The 20,128-nt window shown below is 71.1% G+C and carries 24 protein-coding genes; 18 read left to right on the top strand and 6 right to left on the bottom strand.

All coding sequences use genetic code 11. The features are described from left to right. Window positions 1–34: 34 nt before the first annotated feature. From FHR33_RS23025 to FHR33_RS22985, 9 genes are all read left to right on the top strand, one after another. Window positions 35–547, top strand: a complete 513-nt coding sequence (locus tag FHR33_RS23025) for a sigma-70 family RNA polymerase sigma factor (RefSeq protein WP_183651325.1) — start codon at window positions 35–37, stop codon at window positions 545–547. Next, entirely contained in the window at window positions 544–1,389 is an 846-nt protein-coding gene (locus FHR33_RS23020) for an anti-sigma factor family protein (RefSeq protein WP_183651323.1), read from the top strand. Before FHR33_RS23025 ends, FHR33_RS23020 begins: the two co-directional genes overlap by 4 nt. Window positions 1,390–1,427: 38 nt before the next feature. After that, entirely contained in the window at window positions 1,428–1,850 is a 423-nt protein-coding gene (locus FHR33_RS23015) for a thioredoxin family protein (protein ID WP_183651321.1), read from the top strand. Window positions 1,851–2,026: 176 nt separating this feature from the next. Then, complete coding sequence (locus tag FHR33_RS23010) at window positions 2,027–2,428, top strand: DUF4395 domain-containing protein (protein ID WP_183651319.1); 402 nt, start codon at window positions 2,027–2,029, stop codon at window positions 2,426–2,428. Next, a complete protein-coding gene (locus FHR33_RS23005) occupies window positions 2,425–3,264 on the top strand; it encodes a sulfurtransferase (RefSeq protein WP_183651318.1) in 840 nt (279 codons plus the stop codon). Before FHR33_RS23010 ends, FHR33_RS23005 begins: the two co-directional genes overlap by 4 nt. Then, window positions 3,264–3,569, top strand: a complete 306-nt coding sequence (locus FHR33_RS23000) for a DUF1416 domain-containing protein (protein WP_183651316.1) — start codon at window positions 3,264–3,266, stop codon at window positions 3,567–3,569. Before FHR33_RS23005 ends, FHR33_RS23000 begins: the two co-directional genes overlap by 1 nt. A gap of 109 nt (window positions 3,570–3,678) precedes the next feature. Then, window positions 3,679–4,233, top strand: a complete 555-nt coding sequence (locus tag FHR33_RS22995) for an RNA polymerase sigma factor (protein ID WP_312895680.1) — start codon at window positions 3,679–3,681, stop codon at window positions 4,231–4,233. Further along, window positions 4,230–5,000 carry a methylated-DNA--[protein]-cysteine S-methyltransferase gene (locus FHR33_RS22990; RefSeq protein WP_183651313.1) on the top strand — a complete coding sequence of 257 codons (771 nt, stop codon included), beginning with the start codon at window positions 4,230–4,232 and terminating at the stop codon, window positions 4,998–5,000. The genes FHR33_RS22995 and FHR33_RS22990 overlap by 4 nt, the downstream gene beginning before the upstream one ends. Further along, a complete protein-coding gene (locus tag FHR33_RS22985) occupies window positions 4,997–5,449 on the top strand; it encodes a type 1 periplasmic-binding domain-containing protein (protein WP_221241208.1) in 453 nt (150 codons plus the stop codon). Before FHR33_RS22990 ends, FHR33_RS22985 begins: the two co-directional genes overlap by 4 nt. Here FHR33_RS22985 and FHR33_RS22980 read toward each other — a convergent pair. Continuing rightward, a complete protein-coding gene (locus FHR33_RS22980) occupies window positions 5,431–5,970 on the bottom strand; it encodes a helix-turn-helix domain-containing protein (protein WP_246452053.1) in 540 nt (179 codons plus the stop codon). The genes FHR33_RS22985 and FHR33_RS22980 overlap by 19 nt on opposite strands. Window positions 5,971–6,006: 36 nt before the next feature. On the opposite strand from FHR33_RS22980, the gene FHR33_RS22975 reads away from it, so the two are divergent. Next, window positions 6,007–7,179 carry a benzoate/H(+) symporter BenE family transporter gene (locus FHR33_RS22975; protein WP_183651304.1) on the top strand — a complete coding sequence of 391 codons (1,173 nt, stop codon included), beginning with the start codon at window positions 6,007–6,009 and terminating at the stop codon, window positions 7,177–7,179. Here FHR33_RS22975 and FHR33_RS22970 read toward each other — a convergent pair. Beyond that, window positions 7,134–7,493, bottom strand: a complete 360-nt coding sequence (locus tag FHR33_RS22970) for a tetratricopeptide repeat protein (RefSeq protein ID WP_312895678.1) — start codon at window positions 7,491–7,493, stop codon at window positions 7,134–7,136. The genes FHR33_RS22975 and FHR33_RS22970 overlap by 46 nt on opposite strands. Window positions 7,494–7,561: 68 nt before the next feature. Between FHR33_RS22970 and FHR33_RS22965 the strand changes: the two genes are divergently transcribed. After that, a complete protein-coding gene (locus FHR33_RS22965) occupies window positions 7,562–8,863 on the top strand; it encodes a hypothetical protein (protein ID WP_183651301.1) in 1,302 nt (433 codons plus the stop codon). Here the strand turns inward: FHR33_RS22965 and FHR33_RS22960 are convergent. The 3 genes from FHR33_RS22960 to FHR33_RS22950 all read right to left on the bottom strand — a co-directional run bounded on the left by FHR33_RS22960 (window position 8,853) and on the right by FHR33_RS22950 (window position 11,001). Next, a complete protein-coding gene (locus tag FHR33_RS22960) occupies window positions 8,853–9,422 on the bottom strand; it encodes a hypothetical protein (protein WP_183651298.1) in 570 nt (189 codons plus the stop codon). The genes FHR33_RS22965 and FHR33_RS22960 overlap by 11 nt on opposite strands. A gap of 281 nt (window positions 9,423–9,703) precedes the next feature. Beyond that, window positions 9,704–10,342, bottom strand: a complete 639-nt coding sequence (locus tag FHR33_RS22955; protein ID WP_183651295.1) for a hypothetical protein — start codon at window positions 10,340–10,342, stop codon at window positions 9,704–9,706. Further along, window positions 10,339–11,001: a hypothetical protein gene (locus tag FHR33_RS22950; protein ID WP_183651291.1), complete on the bottom strand. Its 663-nt coding sequence runs from the start codon at window positions 10,999–11,001 to the stop codon at window positions 10,339–10,341. Before FHR33_RS22950 ends, FHR33_RS22955 begins: the two co-directional genes overlap by 4 nt. A gap of 145 nt (window positions 11,002–11,146) precedes the next feature. Here FHR33_RS22950 and FHR33_RS22945 point away from each other — a divergent pair, with 145 nt between their 5' ends. From FHR33_RS22945 to FHR33_RS22925, 5 genes are all read left to right on the top strand, one after another. Further along, window positions 11,147–13,078 carry a hypothetical protein gene (locus FHR33_RS22945; protein WP_183651289.1) on the top strand — a complete coding sequence of 644 codons (1,932 nt, stop codon included), beginning with the start codon at window positions 11,147–11,149 and terminating at the stop codon, window positions 13,076–13,078. Window positions 13,079–13,199: 121 nt separating this feature from the next. Continuing rightward, entirely contained in the window at window positions 13,200–16,049 is a 2,850-nt protein-coding gene (locus tag FHR33_RS22940; protein ID WP_312895677.1) for an ATP-binding protein, read from the top strand. Window positions 16,050–16,059: 10 nt separating this feature from the next. After that, window positions 16,060–16,641, top strand: coding sequence for a thermonuclease family protein (locus FHR33_RS52745; protein ID WP_183651287.1), 582 nt, complete (start codon window positions 16,060–16,062; stop codon window positions 16,639–16,641). A gap of 189 nt (window positions 16,642–16,830) precedes the next feature. After that, on the top strand, window positions 16,831–18,060 hold the full coding sequence (locus FHR33_RS22930; RefSeq protein ID WP_183651285.1) for a MurT ligase domain-containing protein: 1,230 nt from the start codon (window positions 16,831–16,833) through the stop codon (window positions 18,058–18,060). After that, on the top strand, window positions 18,050–18,766 hold the full coding sequence (locus FHR33_RS22925) for a type 1 glutamine amidotransferase (RefSeq protein ID WP_183651283.1): 717 nt from the start codon (window positions 18,050–18,052) through the stop codon (window positions 18,764–18,766). The genes FHR33_RS22930 and FHR33_RS22925 overlap by 11 nt, the downstream gene beginning before the upstream one ends. Window positions 18,767–18,851: 85 nt before the next feature. Here FHR33_RS22925 and FHR33_RS22920 read toward each other — a convergent pair whose 3' ends face one another. After that, a complete protein-coding gene (locus FHR33_RS22920; protein ID WP_183651281.1) occupies window positions 18,852–19,214 on the bottom strand; it encodes a DsrE family protein in 363 nt (120 codons plus the stop codon). Window positions 19,215–19,327: 113 nt separating this feature from the next. Between FHR33_RS22920 and FHR33_RS22915 the strand changes: the two genes are divergently transcribed. Further along, entirely contained in the window at window positions 19,328–19,816 is a 489-nt protein-coding gene (locus FHR33_RS22915) for a heme-binding beta-barrel domain-containing protein (protein WP_183651279.1), read from the top strand. Then, a complete protein-coding gene (locus FHR33_RS22910) occupies window positions 19,813–20,109 on the top strand; it encodes a DUF2470 domain-containing protein (protein WP_183651277.1) in 297 nt (98 codons plus the stop codon). The genes FHR33_RS22915 and FHR33_RS22910 overlap by 4 nt, the downstream gene beginning before the upstream one ends. Window positions 20,110–20,128: the final 19 nt, after the last annotated feature.

Below are 20,128 nucleotides of genomic sequence, written 5' to 3'. Positions count from 1 at the left end.
CGAACCGAGACGGCCCGCCGTACGTGATGAGGGGGTGAGCCCAGCAGGCACCGCCGACGAGGAACTCGTCAGGACCCTCTTCGACGAGCACGCCGGGCCGCTCTACGGTTACGTACTGCGACTGACCGGGGACCCGGGCCGAGCGGAGGACATCGTGCAGGAGACGCTGCTGCGGGCATGGCGGCATCCCGAGGCGATCTCCGGGCGGCCGATCAGGGCGTGGCTGTTCACCGTGGCCCGCAACCTCGTCGTCGACCAGCACCGCGCGCGCAAGGCCAGGCCGCAGGAGGCGGGCGACGAGGCGCTGGCGGTGATCCCCGCCGACGACGAGCTGGAGAAGGCGGTGGAGTCGTGGGCGGTGGCCGAGGCGCTGGCCGCGCTGCGTCCTGAGCATCGCGAGGTGCTGCTCGAGGTCTACTACCGGGGGCGATCGGTGAAGGAGGCGTCGGCGACGCTCGGCATTCCCGCGGGCACCGTCAAGTCGCGGACCTACTACGCGCTGCGGGCGCTCAGGCTCGCCCTGGAAGAGCGGGGGCTGGCGCCATGATGACCTGCGAGGAGGTACGGCTGTCGCTGGGCGCCTACACGCTGGGCGCGCTCGACGCCGAGGAGGCGCAGGAGGTCGAGATCCACCTGGCCTCGTGCGAGGGGTGCACCGACGAGCTGATGGAGCTCGAGGGGCTGCCCGTCTTCCTGTCGAAGGTGTCGGAGAAGGACGTGGAGCTGGTCGCGAGCCCTCCTCGTGAGGTGCTCGACCGGCTGCTGAACGACCGCGTCAAGCGGCACAGGCGCGGACGCCTGCTGCTGGTGGCGGCGGCCTCGGTCGCGGCGCTCGCGGTGGGCGGCACGGTGCTGACCACCCTCCAGGACCGCACGCAGCCGACGTCGGCGGCGCCCGCGGCGCAGGACGCCCCTGCCTCGGCGGTGCGACCTTCCGAAGGTGAGCTGGCAGCGAAGGAGTCGGAGCCGCAGGATTCGGCGGCGCGGCCGGACCGGAGCCGCGCCGCGGAGAAGGACGAGCCAAACGCGACAATGGCCTCGCCCTCGGCTTCACCCCTGCCCTCGGTTTCGGCCGAGCTCAAGATGGGCGAGCCGGGGCGGGCCTTCACCGGAGAGTCGAAGGACGTCAAGGCGACCGTGACCGTGTCACCCGGCATGCCGTTGCAGGTGCAGCTCGAAGGCGTGCCGCCGGGCACCGAGTGCAGGCTCGTCGTGGTGAGCAAGGCGGGCGCCAAGGAGGTCTCCGCGCCCTGGACCGTCCGGGCCGCGAGCTACGAGGCCGGCGCGGAGGTCTTCAAGGTACAGAGCCGCACGCCGCAGGAGTCCATCCGCTCCTTCGAGGTCAGGGACGCCGACGGCGGGCTCCTGGTCAGGATCACCGCGAAGTAGGGGGAAGAATCCCGTCGCCGCCGCGGTTGCACCTGGCGATGACAGGCTGGTGGGTGGTGCTGGCGACGCTGGCGCTCGGCACGGTGATCGGGGTGGTGAAGCTGCGCCGCGACGGCAGGCTGCGCGAGTCAGGGCAGAATCTCACGGCGCACGCGCTGGGCCACGAGCTGGGCGAGCGGGCGACGCTCGTGCAGTTCTCCACGGCCTTCTGCCAGCCCTGCAGGGCCACGCGCAGGGTGCTGGCCGAGGTCAGCGCGCTGGTGCCGGGGGTGAGCCACGTCGAGATCGACGCGGAGTCCAGGCTCGACCTGGTGCGCGAGCTCGACATCATGCGCACGCCGACCGTCCTCGTGCTGGACGGTGGAGGGGCCGTCGTGAAGAGGGCGTCCGGGCAGCCCAGGAAGGCCGACGTGATCGCGGCGCTCGGAGCGTTCCTGTCTCACGACCCGGACGAGAAGTGACAGAAGGCGAGACGGCGGGTAGTGTCGTGGTCATGAACCCCACGACAGAGCTGCTGACGAAGCGGCGCGCGGTTGATTTCTGCCGCGTGTCCACCGCGCTCTGTCGCGCTGCCTGAGGACGGTCTCGCGCGGACATTTCGATCCGCCCCCATCCGACCCTTCAGGAGCATCCCACGATGCGTGCCGACCCTAGAGTGCTGCGCCTCGGCGCGGCCGTCACCACCCTGGTCCTCGCTCTCGTCCTCGTGACGGGAAGCGCCTGGCTGCTGGCCGTCCAGGCAGTGGTGTTCGCCGCCGGTGCGGCAGGTCGCTCGCCGTACAGGGTCTTCTTCAGGGGTCCGCCGACGAAGACGGAAGACGCCCGCCCACCGCGGTTCGCGCAGGTGGTGGGGCTGGTCTTCGCGGCCGCGGGGCTGATCGGATTCATCGCAGGGATCACACCGCTCGCCCTCGGGGCGACGGCCGCGGCTCTCCTCGCCGCCTTCCTCAACGCAGCCTTCGGATTCTGCCTCGGCTGCGAGATGTACCTGATGATTCGCCGTCTACTGCCCGCTGCCAACATGGAGGTTCCCCAATGAGCCGCTCCGCCGCCCTGGTGGATGCCGACTGGGTCGAGGCCAACCTCGACACTCCCGGTGTCGTGCTCGTCGAGGTCGACGAGGACACCAGCGCCTACGCCAAGGGCCACATCCGTGGCGCCGTCCGGATCGACTGGCAGGCCGACCTGCAGGACCCTGTCCGCCGTGACTTCGTGGACAAGGCGGGCTTCGAGGCCCTGCTGTCCGAGCGCGGCATCTCCAACGACGACCTGGTGGTCCTCTACGGCGGCAACAACAACTGGTTCGCCGCCTACGCCTACTGGTACTTCAAGCTCTACGGCCACTCCAACGTGAAGCTGCTCGACGGCGGCCGTAAGAAGTGGGAGCTCGACTCCCGCGAGCTGGTGACCGACGTGCCCGCCCGTGCCGCGACGACCTACACCGCGCAGGAGCAGGACTCCTCGATCCGCGCCTTCCGCGACGACGTCGTCAACGCGATCGGCAAGCTGAACCTGGTGGACGTCCGCTCGCCCGACGAGTTCACCGGCAAGCTGCTGGCCCCCGCCCACCTTCCGCAGGAGCAGGCGCAGCGCGCGGGCCACGTGCCCACCGCCCGCAACATCCCGTGGTCCAAGGCGGCCAACGACGACGGCACCTTCAAGTCCGACGAGCAGCTCAAGGAGCTCTACTCGGGCGCGGGTGTCGACTTCGGCAAGGACACCATCGCCTACTGCCGCATCGGCGAGCGGTCCGCGCACACGTGGTTCGTGCTGCACGAGATCCTCGACCAGGCCAATGTGAAGAACTACGACGGTTCGTGGACCGAGTACGGCTCGCTCGTGGGCGTGCCGATCGAGTTGGGGGAGGCCCGCTAATGACCGTTTCGACGCAGGGTTGCGCCGCTCCGGAGCAGACCGTCGCGCTGCCGGCCGGAATCGACCTGTCCACCCAGTCCGTGATCCAGGGTGTGGTGACCGGTGCGGGCACCGCCTACGCCCGCCTGCTCGACCACTCGGGCGAGTTCACCGGCGAGGTCGTGGTGTCCGACGAGGGCGTCTTCCGCTTCTTCGCCGCTCCTGGTGACTGGACCGTCCGCATCATCGCGGGCGGCGGCGTCACCAGGGACGTTCCCGTCCAGGCCAAGCTGGGCGAGGTCGCCCAGCTGTCCGTCGCGGTCTGACCGCGCGCCGCACGTAGAGAAGGGGGTCACGTCCGCCAGGACGTGGCCCCCTTCTCGCGTTCCCGCGGAGAGCTGCAACGATCCAGGTCCCGGCGGTGTTGTAGAGGACGTGAACCGACTCGACTGCCTGGACCCGGTCAGGAAGGCGCTGATCGACGACCTCGACCAGGGGTTCGCCGAGCTGTACGGCACCTACCGCGGGCTGGTTTTCTCGACCGCGCTGCGGCTCAGCGGCCGCTGGGCCGATGCCGAGGACCTGACCGCGGAGGCGTTCCTGCGCGCCTATCGGGCGGTGGCGGGTTACGATCGCGAGCGCATCGCCGCGTTGCAGCCGCGGCCCTGGCTGATGACGATCCTCATGAACGTGTGGCGCAACTGCGTGCGCACCCGCGTCCGCCACCCGCCGCCCGACCTGATGGAGGAGCCTGTCGACTCCGTGGACACGGGCGAGGGGGTGGAGGCGGCGGCCGAACGGCGTGAGACCGGAGGCGAGCTGGCCGAGCTGCTGAGACTGCTGCCCGAGGACCAGCGAGCCGCGGTGGTGCTCAGGCACGTCGTGGACCTGCCGGTCAGTGAGGTGGCCACGGTGCTCGGGCTCCCGCAGGGCACCGTCAAGTCGCACGTGTCGCGCGGGCTCAAGCGTCTGAGGGAGATGACCCGATGAACCAGGATCCGTTGCTCTCCGGGCTCGCCGGCCTGACGGCCGACCCACCCGAGGGACTGCTCGACAGGATCGCCGCCCGCTGGGTCCGCGTGGAGGGACCGCTGGGCGAGGTGTCCGTGGCCGCCACCGACCAGGGCGTGGCCTTCCTGCGGTGGTACGGCCCGCACGACGACACCGCCGCGAGGGAGAGCTTCGCCGCGGAGTTCAGGGCCCGCTTCGGCAGGCCGCTCCTGCAGGGCGACCGCCCGCCCGCGGGCCTGGTGCCCGCGCTGCGCACGGGAAAGGCCGCCGGCCTGCGCTTCGACCTGCGAGAGCTGAGCGACTTCCAGCGCGACGTGCTGACCGCCGCGCAGCGCATCCCGCGCGGCGAGGTGCGGCCCTACGCCTGGATCGCCCGCCAGATCGGCAGGCCCGCCGCCGTACGCGCGGTCGGCACCGCACTGGCCCGCAACCCCGTCCCGCTGCTCATCCCCTGCCACAGGATCGTCAGGTCCGACGGCGCGCCCGGCGAGTACGTCTTCGGCGCCGAGGCGAAGGAGCGGCTGCTCAGGCACGAGGGCGTGGACCTCGACGGGCTGCGCGACCTCGCGCAGGAGAACGTCTTCTACCTGGCCAGCGACACCACCGGCATCGTGTGCTTCCCCACCTGTCACAACGCCAGGCGCATCACGCCCAGGCACAGGCACGGCTTCCGCAGCGTCGCGCAGGCGGAGTCGGCGGGCTACCGCGCATGCCGTACGTGCAGGCCGGGGGAGGTGGCGGCGTGAGCGCCAGGGTGGGCGCCGAGCTGACCATGGTGCTGCGGCTGGTGGACCAGCACCATCCGATGCTGGTGAACGTCGGGCACGGGCGGTCGGCGGCCTCGGTGGGCAGGGCGCGCGCGTTCGTCGAGGAGTGGGAGGCCAGGGGCGGGCTCGTCGGGGAGGTGGTGTCGTGGCCTGAGGAGGCGGCGTCGTGGCTGCGGCCCGCCTGCCGGATGGTCGCGGGACATCCCGATCTCTGGGTGGTGGCCGACGAGCCCGAGGGGTGGAAGGGCATGGGCAGGCGGTTGGCGGCGACCGGCGTGTGGCGGCCGTCCAGGACCATCGCCTTCGCCGGGCTGGCCGTGCCCGAGTTGCCCGCTCTGGCGGGGGAGGAGGCCACGGAGGGGCTGCGGGGCGCGCTGCCCGACGGCAGGCTGTGGCTGGTCGACGACGGTCACCTGGTGGCCGGGTAGCGGATGAGCAGGGAGGCGAGCACCTCCTCCGCGCCCACGGCCGTGTAGCCGTGCGGGACGTCCGAGCGCCAGGTGAGGTAGCCGCCGGGCCCCGCCACCTGCGGCGAGTCGAGCGGGCCCGCGCTGAGCGTGCCGGTGAAGACGGTGATGTGCTCGGTCACGCCCTCGTGGTGGGCGGGCGAGGTCTGGGTGCCCCCTGGCGGCACCCGCATCCGGTAGAGCTCGTAGGTGACGCCCTCGTCCTCGAACACCTCGAGCAGGGTGGCCACCACCGCCTCGCCGCGCATCACGACGGACTCGGCGGGCGTGCCGAGGATGGCGGCGATGGGCACGCCGAGCTGTGCGGTGATCGCCCACAGGGTGTCGAGGGTGGGGTTGCGCACGCCCGTCTCCACCCCTGACAGCGTCGCCTTGCCCACCCCTGCCCGCCTGGCCAGCTCCGACAGTGAGAGGCCGCGCTCTTCACGCATGCGGCGCAGCCTGGCTCCGACCTCGCGCAGGTCCCCGTCGATCGCGCTCATGGGAGTCATCCTGCCCGATCTGTTACTGTTCCATATATGGAACGCGCCCGCCCGATCGTCGCCGGAGTGGTGACCGCCCTGGTCGGATTCGCCAGCTCGTTCACCGTGGTCCTCGCAGGACTGCGCGGGGTGGGCGCCGACGAGCGGCAGGCCGCCTCGGGGCTGCTGGCGCTCTGCGTCGCCGTCGGCGTGGTGTCCATCACGCTCGGCCTGCGCCATCGGATGCCCATCGCCATCGCCTGGTCCACCCCTGGCGCGGCGCTCCTGATGGGCGCGGGAGGCTCCTTCGCCGAGGCGGTGGGCGCCTTCGTGGTGTGCGGTGCGCTCATCATGGCGGCGGGGTTGGTGCCGTGGCTCGGCCGTGCCATCGCGGCGATCCCCGGGCCCATCGCGGCGGCGATGCTCGCCGGTGTCCTGCTCAAGCTCTGTCTGGCGCCGGTGCACGCCATGCTCGACGTGCCGTACCTCGCGGGCCCCGTGATCCTGGTCTGGGCGCTGCTCTACAGGTTCGCCCGCACGTGGGCGGTGCCCGGCGCGCTGCTGACGGCCGTCGCGGCCATCGCGCTGACGTCGCGGCCCGCCGGTCTGGACGTCACCCCCGTGATCGAGATCACCGTCCCGGTCTTCACCCTTCCCTCGATCGTCGGCATCGCGGTGCCGCTCTTCCTGGTCACCATGGCGGCCCAGAACGTGCCTGGCATGGCCGTCCTGTCCGGCTACGGCTTCCGCCCGCCGCTGCGCGGCGTGCTGCTGGCGACAGGGGCGGCGAGCGCGGTGGGCGCGCCCCTCGGAGGGCACGCCGTCAACCTGGCCGCCATCACCGCCGCCCTGGCCGCCTCACCCGAGGCGGAGCCCGACCCCTCCCGCCGCTGGATCGCCTCGGTCACGGCAGGGGTCTCCATGATCGGACTGGGCCTCTGCTCGAGCGCCGCCGCCGCTCTCGTGCTCCTGTCGCCTCCCGTACTGGTGGAGGCGGTCGCGGGGCTGGCGCTCTTCGCCGCGCTCGGCGCCGCCCTGTCGTCGGCCTTCACCCAGGCCGACGGCAGGGAGGGCGCGGTCGTCACCTTGGTCGTGACCGCCTCGGGCATCACCTGGGCAGGTGTCGGCTCGGCCTTCTGGGGCCTGGCCGCGGGCGGTCTCATGCACCTGCTCGTACGGCCGGCTCAGGCGGCCAGCTTGCGCTCCACCCTGCCGACCGACTCCGCGTAGTCGGGGTCGGCGTGCATGGCGGCGGCCATGCGCAGGTGCGGCAGGGCCTCCGTCAGCAGGCTCGACCGCTCCAGCGTCCTGCCGAGCAGGAAGCGGGCGTAGTGGTCGCTGGGATCGCGCTCGAGCAGCGAGGTCAGCGCCTGCCTCGCCCTGCCGAGCTGGGCGGAGTGGTAGTAGGCGCGGGCGGCGAGCTCCTGCAGGCCGCGGTCGTCGCCGTGCTCCTGGAGCAGCGGCTCCAGCATCATCAGGGCGCCGAGCGGGTCCTTCATCCCGAGGAGTCGCTCGGCGAAGCGGTAGCGCTCGATCTCGTTCACGGGTAGTTGAACACTCAACTATAGGATCGCATTCCCGCTGTTAACCGTGTAACGCTACGATTCACCAGATGTCAGGATCGTCTGGTGTGGCGGCACCTCCCCGACCTGCGCCGCCACCGGCCCAGCGGATGCCGTCACCGTTCTCGCTGCCCCTGCACGCGCTACGCCTCGCGGGCAAGTGCGCGCTGCCCTTGATCATGTGGTTCTCCGTGGGCGAGGCCGTCCGGTTCGGCCTGATGTACGCGGGCACGGAGATCGCCTACGGCGACGACCTCCGCCAGGTGCGGCTGGTCGCGACGATGACCTTCCTCACGCTGGTCGTCATGACCTCCATGGCGGTGATCACGGGGATGCTCTACTCCTTGAGAGGCGCGCTGTGGGAGATCAGGGCGCGACAGGCGGACGGCGAAGCGGACGAGCGGTTCTGGAAGGCCATGGACAGGGTGGCCCCGACGTTCGCGGCGATCTACATGACGTGGAGCTTCCACAGGGAGGACGCCAGGGAGTTCGTCCAGCTCGACTTCTTCCACAACATCGACCAGGTGGCGGCCGACGCCTTCCAAGGAGTCAAGTCCGTGGTCGGCCGCGGGCTCATCGACCTCGATTGGCGGGTGTCGCTGGGCGCCATGGCGGTCGCCTTCGCGTTGAAGCTCCTCTTCGCCAAGATGGTGGAGAAGGGCACAGGGAAGTTCGCGGGCATCGCGGCGGCCTTCTCCGAATTCGCCTTCGTCTTCTACGGCTTGAACGCCACGGTGGCGATCGCCGACGCGCGGGCGGAGTGGATGGAGCACAGGGCCGTGGTCTCCACGACGGGCGAGGTGTGGTCACAGGCCAAGGAGACCGTCCCGGGCTGGGAGGCGGTCTGGGGCGCGGTCGGAGAGGTCTGGCCGTTCATGGTCGACGCCGTGGTGATGCCGTTGACGTGGCTCACTGTGGCGATCCTGGTCTTCGGAGCCTTCGCCGACGACACGCGCACCATGCTGCGCGGCACCCGGTTCGAGCGAGGGGTCGACAGGCTCGAGAGCTCCCATGACCTCACCCAGAAGTCGTTCGACAGGGTCACCGGCGGCTTCCAGGAGCGCTGGGTGCCGCTTGCCAACTCCCTACGCCTGACGCTCAAGGGCGGGGCGGCGCTGTTCGGCATGATGTGCCTGTCCTACGTGGCGCTCCACGTAGGGGCGGAGTACGCGCTGCGGGGAGTACGCACGCTGGTCGGCTCGGGCACTCCCTGGTACTGGCTGCTCATCGGGCCGCCGATCGACATGGTCAAGGAGCTTGTCGTGACGGTTCTCACGATGGCCCTGCTGGCGGCCACGTTCGACCTGGCCGCCACCAGGGCGAGGCTTTCGGGCCAGGCTGTCAGCGCTTGAACCGCAGCTCCACGTCGTCCGGGTCGGTGTGCGTGGTCGTCAGCTTCTCGGTGGGAACGTCTGAACGGTAGTTGGAGGGCCGCAGCACCAGCTCCACCTCCTGGGCCTGGGCAGCCGGAACCCGGGCGAAGGCGGTGATCGGGTACGGTCGGCCGATCTCCAGCTTGTCGCCGCGGACGGCGTCGTCGCCCACCTCGATCGCCCACGAGCGGCCCAAGCGATCCTCCAGCCTCATCTTCCCCGGCTTCGCGGTCTTGACGGTGCCTTCCTGATCCGCGGCGGCTCTTGTAATGACGATCTTCATGTAAGTCGTCCCTGGCCCGGCCTTCTTTCCGTCGGGCAGGGAGGGAACCGCCTCGACGCTCGCCTTCCATGAGATGTGCTTCAGCGTGATCGCCTGGCCGGGCTGCACGACGTGGGTCTGCGTGATCTCGTTCGCGCCGGTCCTGACCCTGTAAACACGGTAGTCGTCGTAGGTCATCGCGCCCAGGGTCACGGCGAGGGCGAGCACGGCACCGAGTCCCTGCAGGACGATGCGGGGCTTGCGGGGCGGAGGCACGGCGGCGGAGGAGTCGTTCGAAGCGGACTGGTCCTGCGCAGAGCGGTCCTGCGACCGCTGAGGCGGCGGCTGCGGTAGCGGCCCCGCGCTCGGCAGGGCGGGGATGGGTTGCGTACTGCTTCCCACCGGATCGGGAGCCGGTGGAGGCGGCCACACCTGCTGGTCGGGATGGGGCATTCGCGGGGCGCCACGCGGATCCCAGCCGCGCGGTGGAGCCGGCTGATTCCTTGGGCCGGGCGTCGGCCCTGGTGCGGGAGCGAACCAGTCGCGTTCTGTGCTCATCAGCTCTTCTTCAGCGGGTAGACGTCCTGGGGCGCGGAGGTGAGCTGTGCCGCCTTCGCCTCGTCGAGGCCGAGGTCCACCTCGACCTCGGGCTCGAATGGCTCGACGAGGGCGCTCTTGGGCAGGCCGAAGGCCACCTTGGACCCCTGCACCGCGGAGGCGGGCACTTCGAATACGAAGAAGCCGCTGACCCAGAAGCCAGGCTGGACCCAGGGGTTGGCCAGGGTGTTCGTCGCGGGGATCTTGTCGGTGGCCTCATAGGAGACGCCGTCGGGCGTGATCAGTCGCGGCTGGCCAAGCTTCAGTGGCTCCTTGGCGGAGGTGGCGGAGGCCGTCACGACGACGAAGAGCTGCTCTGTCGCCACCGGCTCGGCCGACAGGGTCTCCACGGTCCTCGCCGCGGCGACCTTGTCTACCCTGACGGTGAACCTGCCCGTGTCGACATCCTCGCCCAGGCTGCCCGTCGTCGAGATGGGAGCGCCCCGGTCGTTCGGGGTCAGGCCGAGGGTCTGCACGGCTACGGCAGCGGCTACCAGGGCCAGCCCGGCGATCGCGCTGAGTGTGCGAGAACCGGCCCGGCCCCTTGCCGCCCGCCGCGACCGGCGCGTGGGAGCCGAGCGTTCCTGCGTGGCGGTCATGCGGAGCCACGTCCCTTCACATCGAGCGTGATGCGCGCCTTGACCTCAGGAAAGAACGCGTCGTCCACCTCGTCGGCGACCATCTGCCACGCGAAGGAGGGATCGTTGAAGCCCGGCTTCCACTCGAAGCTCGCGACGTCCAACGTGACCTTCTCCGGAGCCGGAGCGTCCCCCAGCAGGTCGTAGCGGACGATCACCGTGGTCGTCACGCCCGGCTGGAGCTGCTGGCTCTGGACACCTTTCGAGACGGCGTAGGCGTAGGGACCGTACTGCTGCTTGAGCGACGGAGACACCTTCACCAGCGAGCCTGCGAAGCTGCTGAGGGCGAAGGCGCCTTCGAGCTTCGCCGGCGGCATGCCGACGCGAGCCGTCTCCTTGCCCTGGTTGGTCACCTTGAAGACGAGCTCGAGGAAGCGCTTGGCCTCGTCACCGGTGAACCTTGGCTTCTGCACGACCTCCCTGGCCTCGACGAACTGAGTTTTGAAGCGGCCCTGGTCGAGCTCCTGGCCGTTCGAGTACTGAGGAGGGTTGGGATCGGGCACCTCGTTCAGGCCGCCGAGGAGGGCGGTGATGCCCAGCCCTGTGGCCAGGACCAAACCCACCGCGGGCACCAGAACGGGACGCCGTGGGCTGTCGTCGCCTGAGGAGGGTTCCGTCATGGGCAACGATGGTAATAGGTCACAGTTGCACCATCTGCCGCAATGCTCCCATCTGCTGGTTGAATTGCCGGGAACCCTGCCGGAACCGGTGGTGTAACTCGTAGGCTTGGGCACTACTAATGAGATAGGGCGGCCGGAGGGTCACGTGGCGGACGTGCATCCCGAGCAGGCGCAGCTCCAGGCGGATCGTATCTACCTGGGCTGGCAGTACGTCCTGCTGCACCCAGATCCGGGGCCGCCGCCCAAACGTCCCTCTCCTTTCGTCGAGCCGCAGCGGGAGAGCAAGCCCGATCCCGAGCTCGTGCGCAGGGAGCGGATGCAGGAGGACCTGCTCAACCGCCCCGTGAAGATCTTCAGGACGTTCATGGCGGCGCTCGCCGTGCTCATCCTGGGGGCCGCCGTCGCGGGCGCGCTCAACTGGTCGTTCGCGATCATCGGGCTCGTCGCGGCCGGAGGCGTGGCGGCGATCTGCAGCTACGCCGTCCTGCAGGGCGACAGGGCGGTCCGCTACCGCGTGCAGGAGCAGCAGGCCAGGGACGACCGCGTCAGGCAGGAACGCGACAGGGAGCTGTTCAGGGCGCAGGAGGAGCACGCCGAGCGCTACCGCGAGTGGCAGGAGCTCAAGGACCGCCACGACAGGCAGCTGACCTGGTACGCGGTCGCCGTACCTGACGAGATCGATCGCGTCGACGTGGCGGGCGGCACGCTGCCCGGCTGGTCGGCGCTGGTGACGCTGCTCGGCGCGACCCGCCTCTACAGCGGAGGGCACCTCACCGTGCTCGACCTGTCCGAGGGCGCCATCGCCAAGGACCTGATCGAGCTGGCCCGTAGAGGCGGCGACGACCCGCTGGTGTGGGTGCTGCCCGTCGACCTGCCCAAGCTCGACCTCGGGGCGACGCTGAAGCCCGAGGCCTTCGCCGACGTGCTGGCGCACGTGGTGAGCGTCAGCGAGGAGCACCGCACCACGCGCGACCTCAGCTTCGACAACGCGATCCTCGAGCGGGTCCTCGACGTGCTGGGGGAGAACGCGACGATCGCCCAGGTGACGGCCGCGCTGCGGGCGCTGGCGCAGGTGGGCGACCCTCGCGACGACCTCAGGTACGGCCTCATCACCGCCGAGCAGCTCGAGCGCATCGGCACCATGTTCGGCAGGGGCGTCAGCGACAGGGTGGTCATCGAAAGGGCGTGGGCGCTGGAGTCGCAGCTGCGCAAGCTGGAGACCCTGGGCACCGAGGCCGTACGGCTGCCGCCCGCCCGCCTGCGCGTGGTCAGCATGGACAGGCAGGCCGGGGTGTTCGGCAACCGCGTGCTGGGCACGTACGTGGCCACCGCGCTCACCCACATCCTGCGCCAGTCGCCCGCCTCCGACCGGCCGTGGTACCACACGATCATCGTCGCGGGCGCGGACAAGCTGCGCGGTGACGTGCTCGACAGGCTGATGGACGCCTGCGAGACGTCGAGGACCGGGCTGGTGCTGACCTACAGGTCGCTGACGCCGACCGTGCGCGAGCGGCTGGGCAGGGGGCACGCGGCGGTGGCGTTCATGCGGCTCGGCAACGCCGAGGACGCGCGGGTGGCCAGCGAGCACGTCGGCACCGAGCACCGCCTCGAGCTCGCCCAGCTCACCGAGACGATCAGCGCCTCCGTGGCCGGCCTCAACGGCACCCCCTACACCTCCACGATCGACCAGGTCGAGGAGGGCGTCGAGGAGCGGGCCGACAGCGGCACCGACCTGAAGGAGGACATCACCGAGTCCACCGAGTGGGGCAGGACCGCCGACAAGATCGGCGAGAAGGAGCGGGTCCTGCAGCGCTCGAGGGAGTTCCTCGTCGAGCCGCACCAGCTCCAGCAGCTGCCCACCACCTCGGTGATCGTCACGGACGCCACGGCCGAGGGCCGCAGAGTACGGCTGGCCGACGCCAACCCCGCGATCCTCACCTTCCCCAGGACCACGCTGGGCGAGCTGGAGCAGGTCCGTGAGGCGGTGCTCGGCATGGACGAGCCCGCCGACCCGGAGGAGCCCCCGCCCAACCTCGGCCCGCCCCCTCAGCGCCTCGACTGGCGCAAGAAGGGGTAAGAAGATGGCCAACTCCAGGGTGTCGGCTTGATCATCGGCGGACTTTCTCAGAAGGAACGTGCGTCTCCTCCTCCTCCGACGCTCGCGCGCGTTCTCGTGAGAGTTCCCAGGAGGTAAAGACGTGCTGATTGGTCCGTGGTACCGCATCCAGTCGATAGCCGCGCCCGCCCGCGCCTCGTCGGTGGAGTGGGACTTCGTCACCGTGCTGCCGGCCGTGCTCTCGGCCGCGCAGCACGGAAGGCCCTTCGTGATCGGGTGGGTGTCGCGCGGCGGCGGCGCGCCGCTCGAGCTGGTCACCAACGCGGGGCCGATGCGGGGAGCGCTGCTGTTCCCCAGCGGAGCCCGCGGCGAGCGGCTGGCCGACGACTACCTGACCGACCTCGGCGACCTCGTGTGGGTGCCGTGCCCAGGGCGGCAGGCCCCGCCGCTGGACAACCGCCGCGAGGCCGCGCCCACCGAGCCGACACTCTTCGAGTCGACGCTGGTCACGCTGATGTCCAGGCCCTTCGCGTGGCTGGTGGTGGCCGAGCCGACCGACCTGCTCGAGACCGAGGTGGCGCACCTGCGCACCCAGCTCAACGTGCTCAGGCAGTACGGCGACGCCTCCGAGCGCTCCAGGTTCGACGCCGAGCGGGCCGAACGCCGCATCCAGGAGCTCGACGCCTTCCGCGAGGCGGGGCTGTGGAACGTCAGGGTGCTCGCGGGCGCGGCCACCCCCGAGGACCTGCGGCAGATCGCGCCCGTGCTGGTCGGTTCGGTCGAGCTGAGCCACCATCCCTACCGCCTGCGCACCGCGCTGCCCGCCGCGGGCGCGCTGACCGAGGCGCTGGCGGCGGCGATGCAGGATCCCGGCGACGGCGCGGCCGTGCCGTTCGCCGCGACGGCGGGCACGCTGGCCGCCCTCGCGGGCCTGCCCAGACGCGAGGTCCCCGGCGTACGGGTGCTCGACCCCGGCTTCTTCGACGTGACGTCGGAGGCCACGGGAGAGCTGGCCCTCGGCTCCGTCCTCGACGGCCACGACAGGGCCGTCGGCTCGTTCGGGGTGCCGCTCGCCACGCTCAACAGGCACGCCTTCGTCACAGGTGCGACGGGCTCGGGCAAGTCGCAGACCGTCAGGCACCTGCTCGAACAGCTGAGCGTGGCCAAGATCCCCTGGCTGGCCATCGAGCCCGCCAAGTCGGAGTACGCCGCCATGGCCGGACGCGTCGCCGAGCCCGTCACCGTCATCAACCCCTCGGCCCCCGACACCGTGCCGTTCAGCGTGAACCCGCTCGAGCCCGAGCCCGGCTATCCCGTGCAGGCGCACATCGACATGGTCAGAGCGCTGTTCATGGCCGCCTTCGACGCGGAGGAGCCGTTCCCCCAGATCATGTCCATGGCGCTGCAGCGCGTCTACGAGGCCAACGGGTGGGACGTCGTCACGGGCGGCGCGGTGCCGGGCTCCAAGGTGCCGCCCTCGGTGCCGACGCTGGAGCAGCTCCAGCACCACGCCATGGACGTCATCAGGGAGATCGGCTACGGGCGCGAGGTGCAGGCCGACGTCGAGGGCTTCATCTCGCTGCGCCTGCGCTCGCTGCGGGTCGGCTCGGCCGGGCGCTTCTTCGAGGGCGGGCACCCCGCCGACATCGGCGGGCTGCTCCAGCGCAACGTCGTGCTGGCCATCGAGGACGTGGCCAACGACGAGGACAAGGCGTTCCTCATGGGCACGCTGATCATCCGCATCGTCGAGCACCTGCGGATGCGGGCGAGGGGCGAGCGGGCGAGCGGGCTGCGGCACGTGATCGTCATCGAGGAGGCGCACCGGCTGCTGCGCGACCGGGGGGCGGGACGCGCCGCCACCCACGCGGTCGAGTTGCTGGCGGGGATGCTCGCCGAGATCAGGGCGTACGGCTCCGGCCTCGTCGTGGCCGAGCAGATCCCCACCAAGCTGATCTCCGACGTGGTGAAGAACACGGCGCTGAAGGTCGTCCACAGGCTGCCCGCCGCCGACGACAGGGCGCTGGTCGGCGCGGCCATGAACCTCAACGACGAGCAGTCGCGCCAGGTCGTCTCCCTCCAGCCGGGCGTCGCCGCCGTCTTCGCCGACGGCATGGACAGGCCCCTGCGCATCCAGGTGCCGCTCGGCGAGGACAGGGAGAAGGCGATCGCGGGACCGCCGCCGCCCATCAGGGGCAGACGCTCGGCGGCGTGCGGGGCGCAGTGCCGTACGGGCCAGGCCTGCACGCTGGTCGAGCTGCGCGAGGCCGACCTGCTGGCCGACGCCCCCGAGTGGGCGTGGCTGCGCATCTGGTGCGACACGGTCGTGCTCGCCTACGTCAGCAACAGGCCGCTGCCCGGCGTGCCGCGCCACCTGGCGGGCGCGTGGAGCGAGCTGCCGTCGCGGCGCAGGGAGTGCCTGCTCGCCACGCTCGTCGAGCGCTCGGTCACCAGGCGGGCCTGGTCGCTGCGCAGCTGGTTCGATCCCGCGCTGCTGACTGAGCAGGCGGCGGCGTCGGCGCTGCGTCTGCTCGACGCGATGGAGGCGGGCGGCGAACGTCCCGGGCACTCCTGGGTCATCCCGCAGGTGCGCTGGCTGCACGAGGTCGACAGGCTCTTCCCGTACGGCAGGCCCGCCCCCGACCTGCGCAGCCCCGCGCCGCCGATGGAGTACGCGCTCTTCGGCAGCGCGGGGGCCCCCACCGACCTGCTCGGGCACAGGGCCAGGGCGCTTCGCCACCATCCGCTGTCCATGGAGATGGACCACAACAGGGCGCTGGCCTGGCGGGTCATCCTCGGCGACGACGAGAACGCGGGGATCCAGCGTGACATCGGCACGGTGGCCGTCGGGGTCGAGCAGGCCGCCAGGATCAGGCACGTGGGCCAGACGATGGGCGCGGGCTGGCTCGAGAGCGTGCTGTCCTGGCCCAGGCGCTTCGTCCTGCCGTTCGACGGGGAGGGCCCCGCCGAGATCGCCTTCGCCGATCAGGGGTAGGTGTCACGGTGTGCGACGGACCGTGGCCGCCCTGGCCCTGCTGGCCGGGTTCGCCCTGGTGGGGAGCGCGTTCCACCTGACGCGCTCCACTGCACCCGCGCCCGTCGTCGCACCGCCGGAGGGGGCGCGTGAGCGGGCGACGGTGCTGGGGGTGACCGACGGCGACACCCTCGTGGTGTCGCCGCTCGAGGGGCGGCGCAGGGGACGCGAGCAGCGGGTCAGGTTGATCGGCCTGGACGCTCCCGAGAACCTCCCCAGGCCCCGGTGCTGGGCGAGGGAGTCGACGTCGGCGCTGCTACGGCTGGCGCCGCGCGGATCGACGGTCACGCTGGCCTTCGACAGACGCAGGTTCGACGACCACCGCCGTCAGCTGCGGTACGTGTGGACGGCGTCGGGGGAGTTCGTGAACGCCAGGCAACTGGCCGAGGGGAACGCCTTCGCCCTGCGGGTACGGCCCAACGTGGCGCACGCGGAGGAGTTCGCGAGGCTGGAGAGGCGGGCCAGAGCCGCCCGCAAGGGACTGTGGGGCTCCTGCCCCGACCCCGGGCCTCCCTCCCCTGCCCCCCGTCCTTCGGCCACCCCGCGCTCCTGACCGCACCTCCTGCCTTGCCGGCCGCCCCTCGTCGCTCGGTTCCGTCGCCCGGGAAGGTTCGGTCTTCTGATGTCGGGGTGACGGCGGCGAGGTTGCGGGTGGTCATGGGGTGGTTCGTCCTCGAGAACCCTTGCGGGCGTGGACGTCGGGAGGGTGACGGCCTGTGCGGGTCGACTAGGATCGGTCAGCATGACCCAGCTTCCGCTGCGGGCCCAGCTCGCGAGTGTCCTGGGGCGCACCGCCGCCACCTTGTCGAGGGTCACCGGGCGTGGTGACGGGTCCGTGATCGGCGGGCGCGTCGGCCTGGTGCTCGAGCCCGACCTGCTCAAGCAGCTGGCCAGGGACCGCAAGCTCGCGCTCGTCAGCGCGACCAACGGCAAGACCACCACCACGCGCCTCATCACCTCGGCGCTGACCGAGCTGGGCGAGGTGGCCACCAACGCGTTCGGCGCCAACATGCCCGCAGGTCACGTCTCGGCGCTGTCGGCCAACAAGGCCGCGCCGTACGGCGTACTCGAAGTGGACGAGAAGTACCTCCCCGAGGTCCTCGACACCACCGGCGCCAGCGTCGTCTGCCTGATGAACCTCAGCCGCGACCAGATGGACCGCGCCGCCGAGATCTGGCTGCTGGCCCAGAAGTGGCGCAGGGCGCTGTCAGGCAAGCCCACCCACGTGATCGCCAACTGCGACGACCCGCTGGTCACCTGGGGCGCCTCCACCGCGGCCAAGGTCACCTGGGTCGCCGGTGGCCAGCGCTGGAAGGAAGACTCCTGGAGCTGCCCCGAGTGCGGTGGGCCGCTCGACAGGAAGGGCGCCGACTGGGCGTGCCGCGAGTGCACCTTCCACAGGCCCGAGCCCCACTGGGTGCTCGACGACGACGCGGTGATCGACCCTCGCGGCGACCGGTGGGTGCTCGACCTGCAGCTGCCCGGCCTGGCCAACCGCTCCAACGGCGCGATGGCGCTCGCGGTGGCCGAGGCGTTCGGGCTGCACGTGCAGTCGGCGCTGCCCCGGCTGCGTGAGGTCACCTCGGTCGCGGGCCGCTACACCACCGTCCAGCGTGACGGGCGGGCCGCGCGGCTGCTGCTGTCGAAGAACCCCGCGGGCTGGCTGGAGGCGTTCGACGTCTCCAACCCTTCGCTGCCGATCATCCTGTCGGTCAACGCCCAGGGCCCCGACGGGCGCGACACCTCATGGCTGTGGGACGTCGACTACCGCATCCTGCGCGGCCGTCCCGTCTACATCACCGGCGAGCGCCGTCTCGACCTGGCGCTCAGGCTCGACGTGGCCGACGTGCCCTTCCAGCTGTGCGAGAGCTTCACCGAGGCGTTCAACGCGATCCCGCCGGGGCGCCTCGACGTGATCGCCAACTACACCGCCTTCCAGCAGATCCGATCGGAGTTCGGCCGTGCCGTCTGACAGCTCCCTGCGCCTGGTCTGGATCTACCCCGACCTGCTCAGCACCTACGGCGACCAGGGCAACGTGCTCGTCCTCGAGCAGCGCGCCCGCCGCAGGGGGATCGAGGTCGAGACCGTCCACGTCCGCTCCTCCGACCCGGTGCCCGAGACCGGTGACGTCTACCTGATCGGCGGCGGCGAGGACAGGCCGCAGATCCTCGCGGCCCAGCGGCTGCGCAAGGACGGCGGCCTGCACCGCGCCATCGCCAGGGGCGCCTCCATGCTGGCGGTCTGCGCGGGCTATCAGATCATGGGCAGCACGTTCGGCGGCGAGGAGGGCCAGCCGGTCGACGGCATCGGTCTGCTCGACATCTCCAGCACCCGCGGGCCCGCCCGCGCGGTCGGCGAACTGGTGGCCGAGGTCGACAGCGAGCTCAACCTGCCCACGCTGTCCGGCTTCGAGAACCACATGGGCGTCACCCACCTCGGGCCCGGCGTCAAGCCGCTGTCGCGCACGCTGGTCGGCACGGGCAACGGCGACGGCTTCGAGGGTTGCTACGCGGGGCACGTCGTCGGCACCTACCTGCACGGCCCCGCGCTCGCCCGCAACCCCGCGCTGGCCGACCTGCTGCTGGAGTGGGCGGTGGGCAGCACGCTCGCGCCGATCGACGACAGCTGGTACGACCGCCTGCGCAAGGAGCGCCTCGACACCGTCCTCGCCCGCTGACCCACTCCCGGGGGCGCGTCACGACCGGATCTGGTCCGTGGACGCGGCCTGCCACGTGCCTCGGTGAGCGGCCGAGGCCCCGTGGTCAGTAGACGAGGGCCTGGGCGCCCTCGGTGACGGCCTCCTCGACGAAGGCCGGCGCTCCCGCGATGCGGACACCGTCGATCAGGTCGTCCACCGTGATGTCGCGCCGGGCGGCGCACTGGGTGCAGACCGTGACCCGCCCCGCCGCCAGCACCGCGTCGAGCAGGTCCTCGAGCGGGGCGGCGTGCGGCAGGCTGAACTCCTTGGCCCTGCCAGGCAGGGCGAACCAGGAGGCCTCACCCGTCAGCCACAGCGAGACGGGAACCCCGCTCGCCAGTGCGGCGGCCGCGACCGTGAAGGCCTGGTTGCATCGCTCGGGGGCGTCGGCCCCAGCGGTCACCTTGATCACCAGTGATCGTGCCATGTCGTCAGCCTAGACCGAACCGTCCCGCACGTCCGCATCCGCCCGGCTTCAGAGCGCCGCCGATCAGGCCGCGGTCCCGCCTCGCCCTCTCGGACGCCCTACGCTTGGGAGACATGGAAGAACCTGAAGTGCATCCCGACCTCGAGCCGATCGCCTGGCTGCTCGGCAGGTGGGAGGGCGCGGGAGTGGGCGGCTACCCGACGATCGAGAGCTTCAACTTCGGCCAGGAGATCGAGTTCGGTCACAACGGCAAGCCGTTCCTGACCTACACCAGCCGCACATGGCTGCTGGACGACGCGGGCGACAGGGTGCGGCCCCTTGCCACCGAGACCGGTTACTGGCGCCAGCAGCCCGACCGCCAGCTCGAGGTGCTGCTCTCGCACCCCACCGGCATCGTCGAGATCTACGTCGGCGAGGTGGTGTTCCACAAGATCGAGCTGCGCACCGACGTGGTGGCGCGCACCGCCAGCGCGAAGGAGTACACCGCGGGACACCGCCTCTACGGCCTGGTCAACGGCAACCTGATGTGGGCCTACGACATGGCGGCCGAGGGTGTCGGGCTGACCTCGCACATGTCCGCCGAGCTGAAGAAGGTCGCGTGAGCGGCCCCTTCACGCCTGACGTGGTCGAGGCGATCAAGCGGCACATGAACGACGACCACGCCGCCGACGGCCTGCTGATCGTGCGTGCGCTCGGCGGCCGTCCCGAGGCGACGACCGCGACGACCAGCGATGTGGACGCCGAGGCCATCGAGTTCACGATCGACGGAGGGGAGCGGGTGCGCGTGCCGTGGGGCCAGACGCTGACCGAGCGCCCCCAGGTACGGCAGGCGGTGGTGCGCCTCTACAACGAGGCCTGCGCCAGGCTCGGCGTCCCCGCGCGCGGGGAACACTGACGCTCTGAAGGCCGCAGCA

It is taken from the genome of Nonomuraea dietziae, from assembly GCF_014195505.1.
In the GTDB taxonomy this organism is placed as follows: Bacteria; Actinomycetota; Actinomycetes; order Streptosporangiales; family Streptosporangiaceae; genus Nonomuraea; species Nonomuraea roseola.
This window is presented reverse-complemented; position numbering and strand designations above follow the sequence as displayed.

Bases quoted from the DNA above. Each gene is read 5' to 3' on its own strand.
- FHR33_RS23020 (WP_183651323.1), top strand. From the start codon at position 544: ATGATGACCTGCGAGGAGGTACGGCTGTCGCTGGGCGCCTACACGCTG.
- FHR33_RS23015 (WP_183651321.1), top strand. From the start codon at position 1,428: ATGACAGGCTGGTGGGTGGTGCTGGCGACGCTGGCGCTCGGCACGGTG.
- FHR33_RS23010 (WP_183651319.1), top strand. From the start codon at position 2,027: ATGCGTGCCGACCCTAGAGTGCTGCGCCTCGGCGCGGCCGTCACCACC.
- FHR33_RS23005 (WP_183651318.1), top strand. From the start codon at position 2,425: ATGAGCCGCTCCGCCGCCCTGGTGGATGCCGACTGGGTCGAGGCCAAC.
- FHR33_RS23000 (WP_183651316.1), top strand. From the start codon at position 3,264: ATGACCGTTTCGACGCAGGGTTGCGCCGCTCCGGAGCAGACCGTCGCG.
- FHR33_RS22990 (WP_183651313.1), top strand. From the start codon at position 4,230: ATGAACCAGGATCCGTTGCTCTCCGGGCTCGCCGGCCTGACGGCCGAC.
- FHR33_RS22980 (WP_246452053.1), bottom strand. From the start codon at position 5,970: ATGAGCGCGATCGACGGGGACCTGCGCGAGGTCGGAGCCAGGCTGCGC.
- FHR33_RS22975 (WP_183651304.1), top strand. From the start codon at position 6,007: ATGGAACGCGCCCGCCCGATCGTCGCCGGAGTGGTGACCGCCCTGGTC.
- FHR33_RS22965 (WP_183651301.1), top strand. From the start codon at position 7,562: ATGTCAGGATCGTCTGGTGTGGCGGCACCTCCCCGACCTGCGCCGCCA.
- FHR33_RS22955 (WP_183651295.1), bottom strand. From the start codon at position 10,342: ATGACCGCCACGCAGGAACGCTCGGCTCCCACGCGCCGGTCGCGGCGG.
- FHR33_RS22950 (WP_183651291.1), bottom strand. From the start codon at position 11,001: ATGACGGAACCCTCCTCAGGCGACGACAGCCCACGGCGTCCCGTTCTG.
- FHR33_RS22930 (WP_183651285.1), top strand. From the start codon at position 16,831: ATGACCCAGCTTCCGCTGCGGGCCCAGCTCGCGAGTGTCCTGGGGCGC.
- FHR33_RS22920 (WP_183651281.1), bottom strand. From the start codon at position 19,214: ATGGCACGATCACTGGTGATCAAGGTGACCGCTGGGGCCGACGCCCCC.
- FHR33_RS22915 (WP_183651279.1), top strand. From the start codon at position 19,328: ATGGAAGAACCTGAAGTGCATCCCGACCTCGAGCCGATCGCCTGGCTG.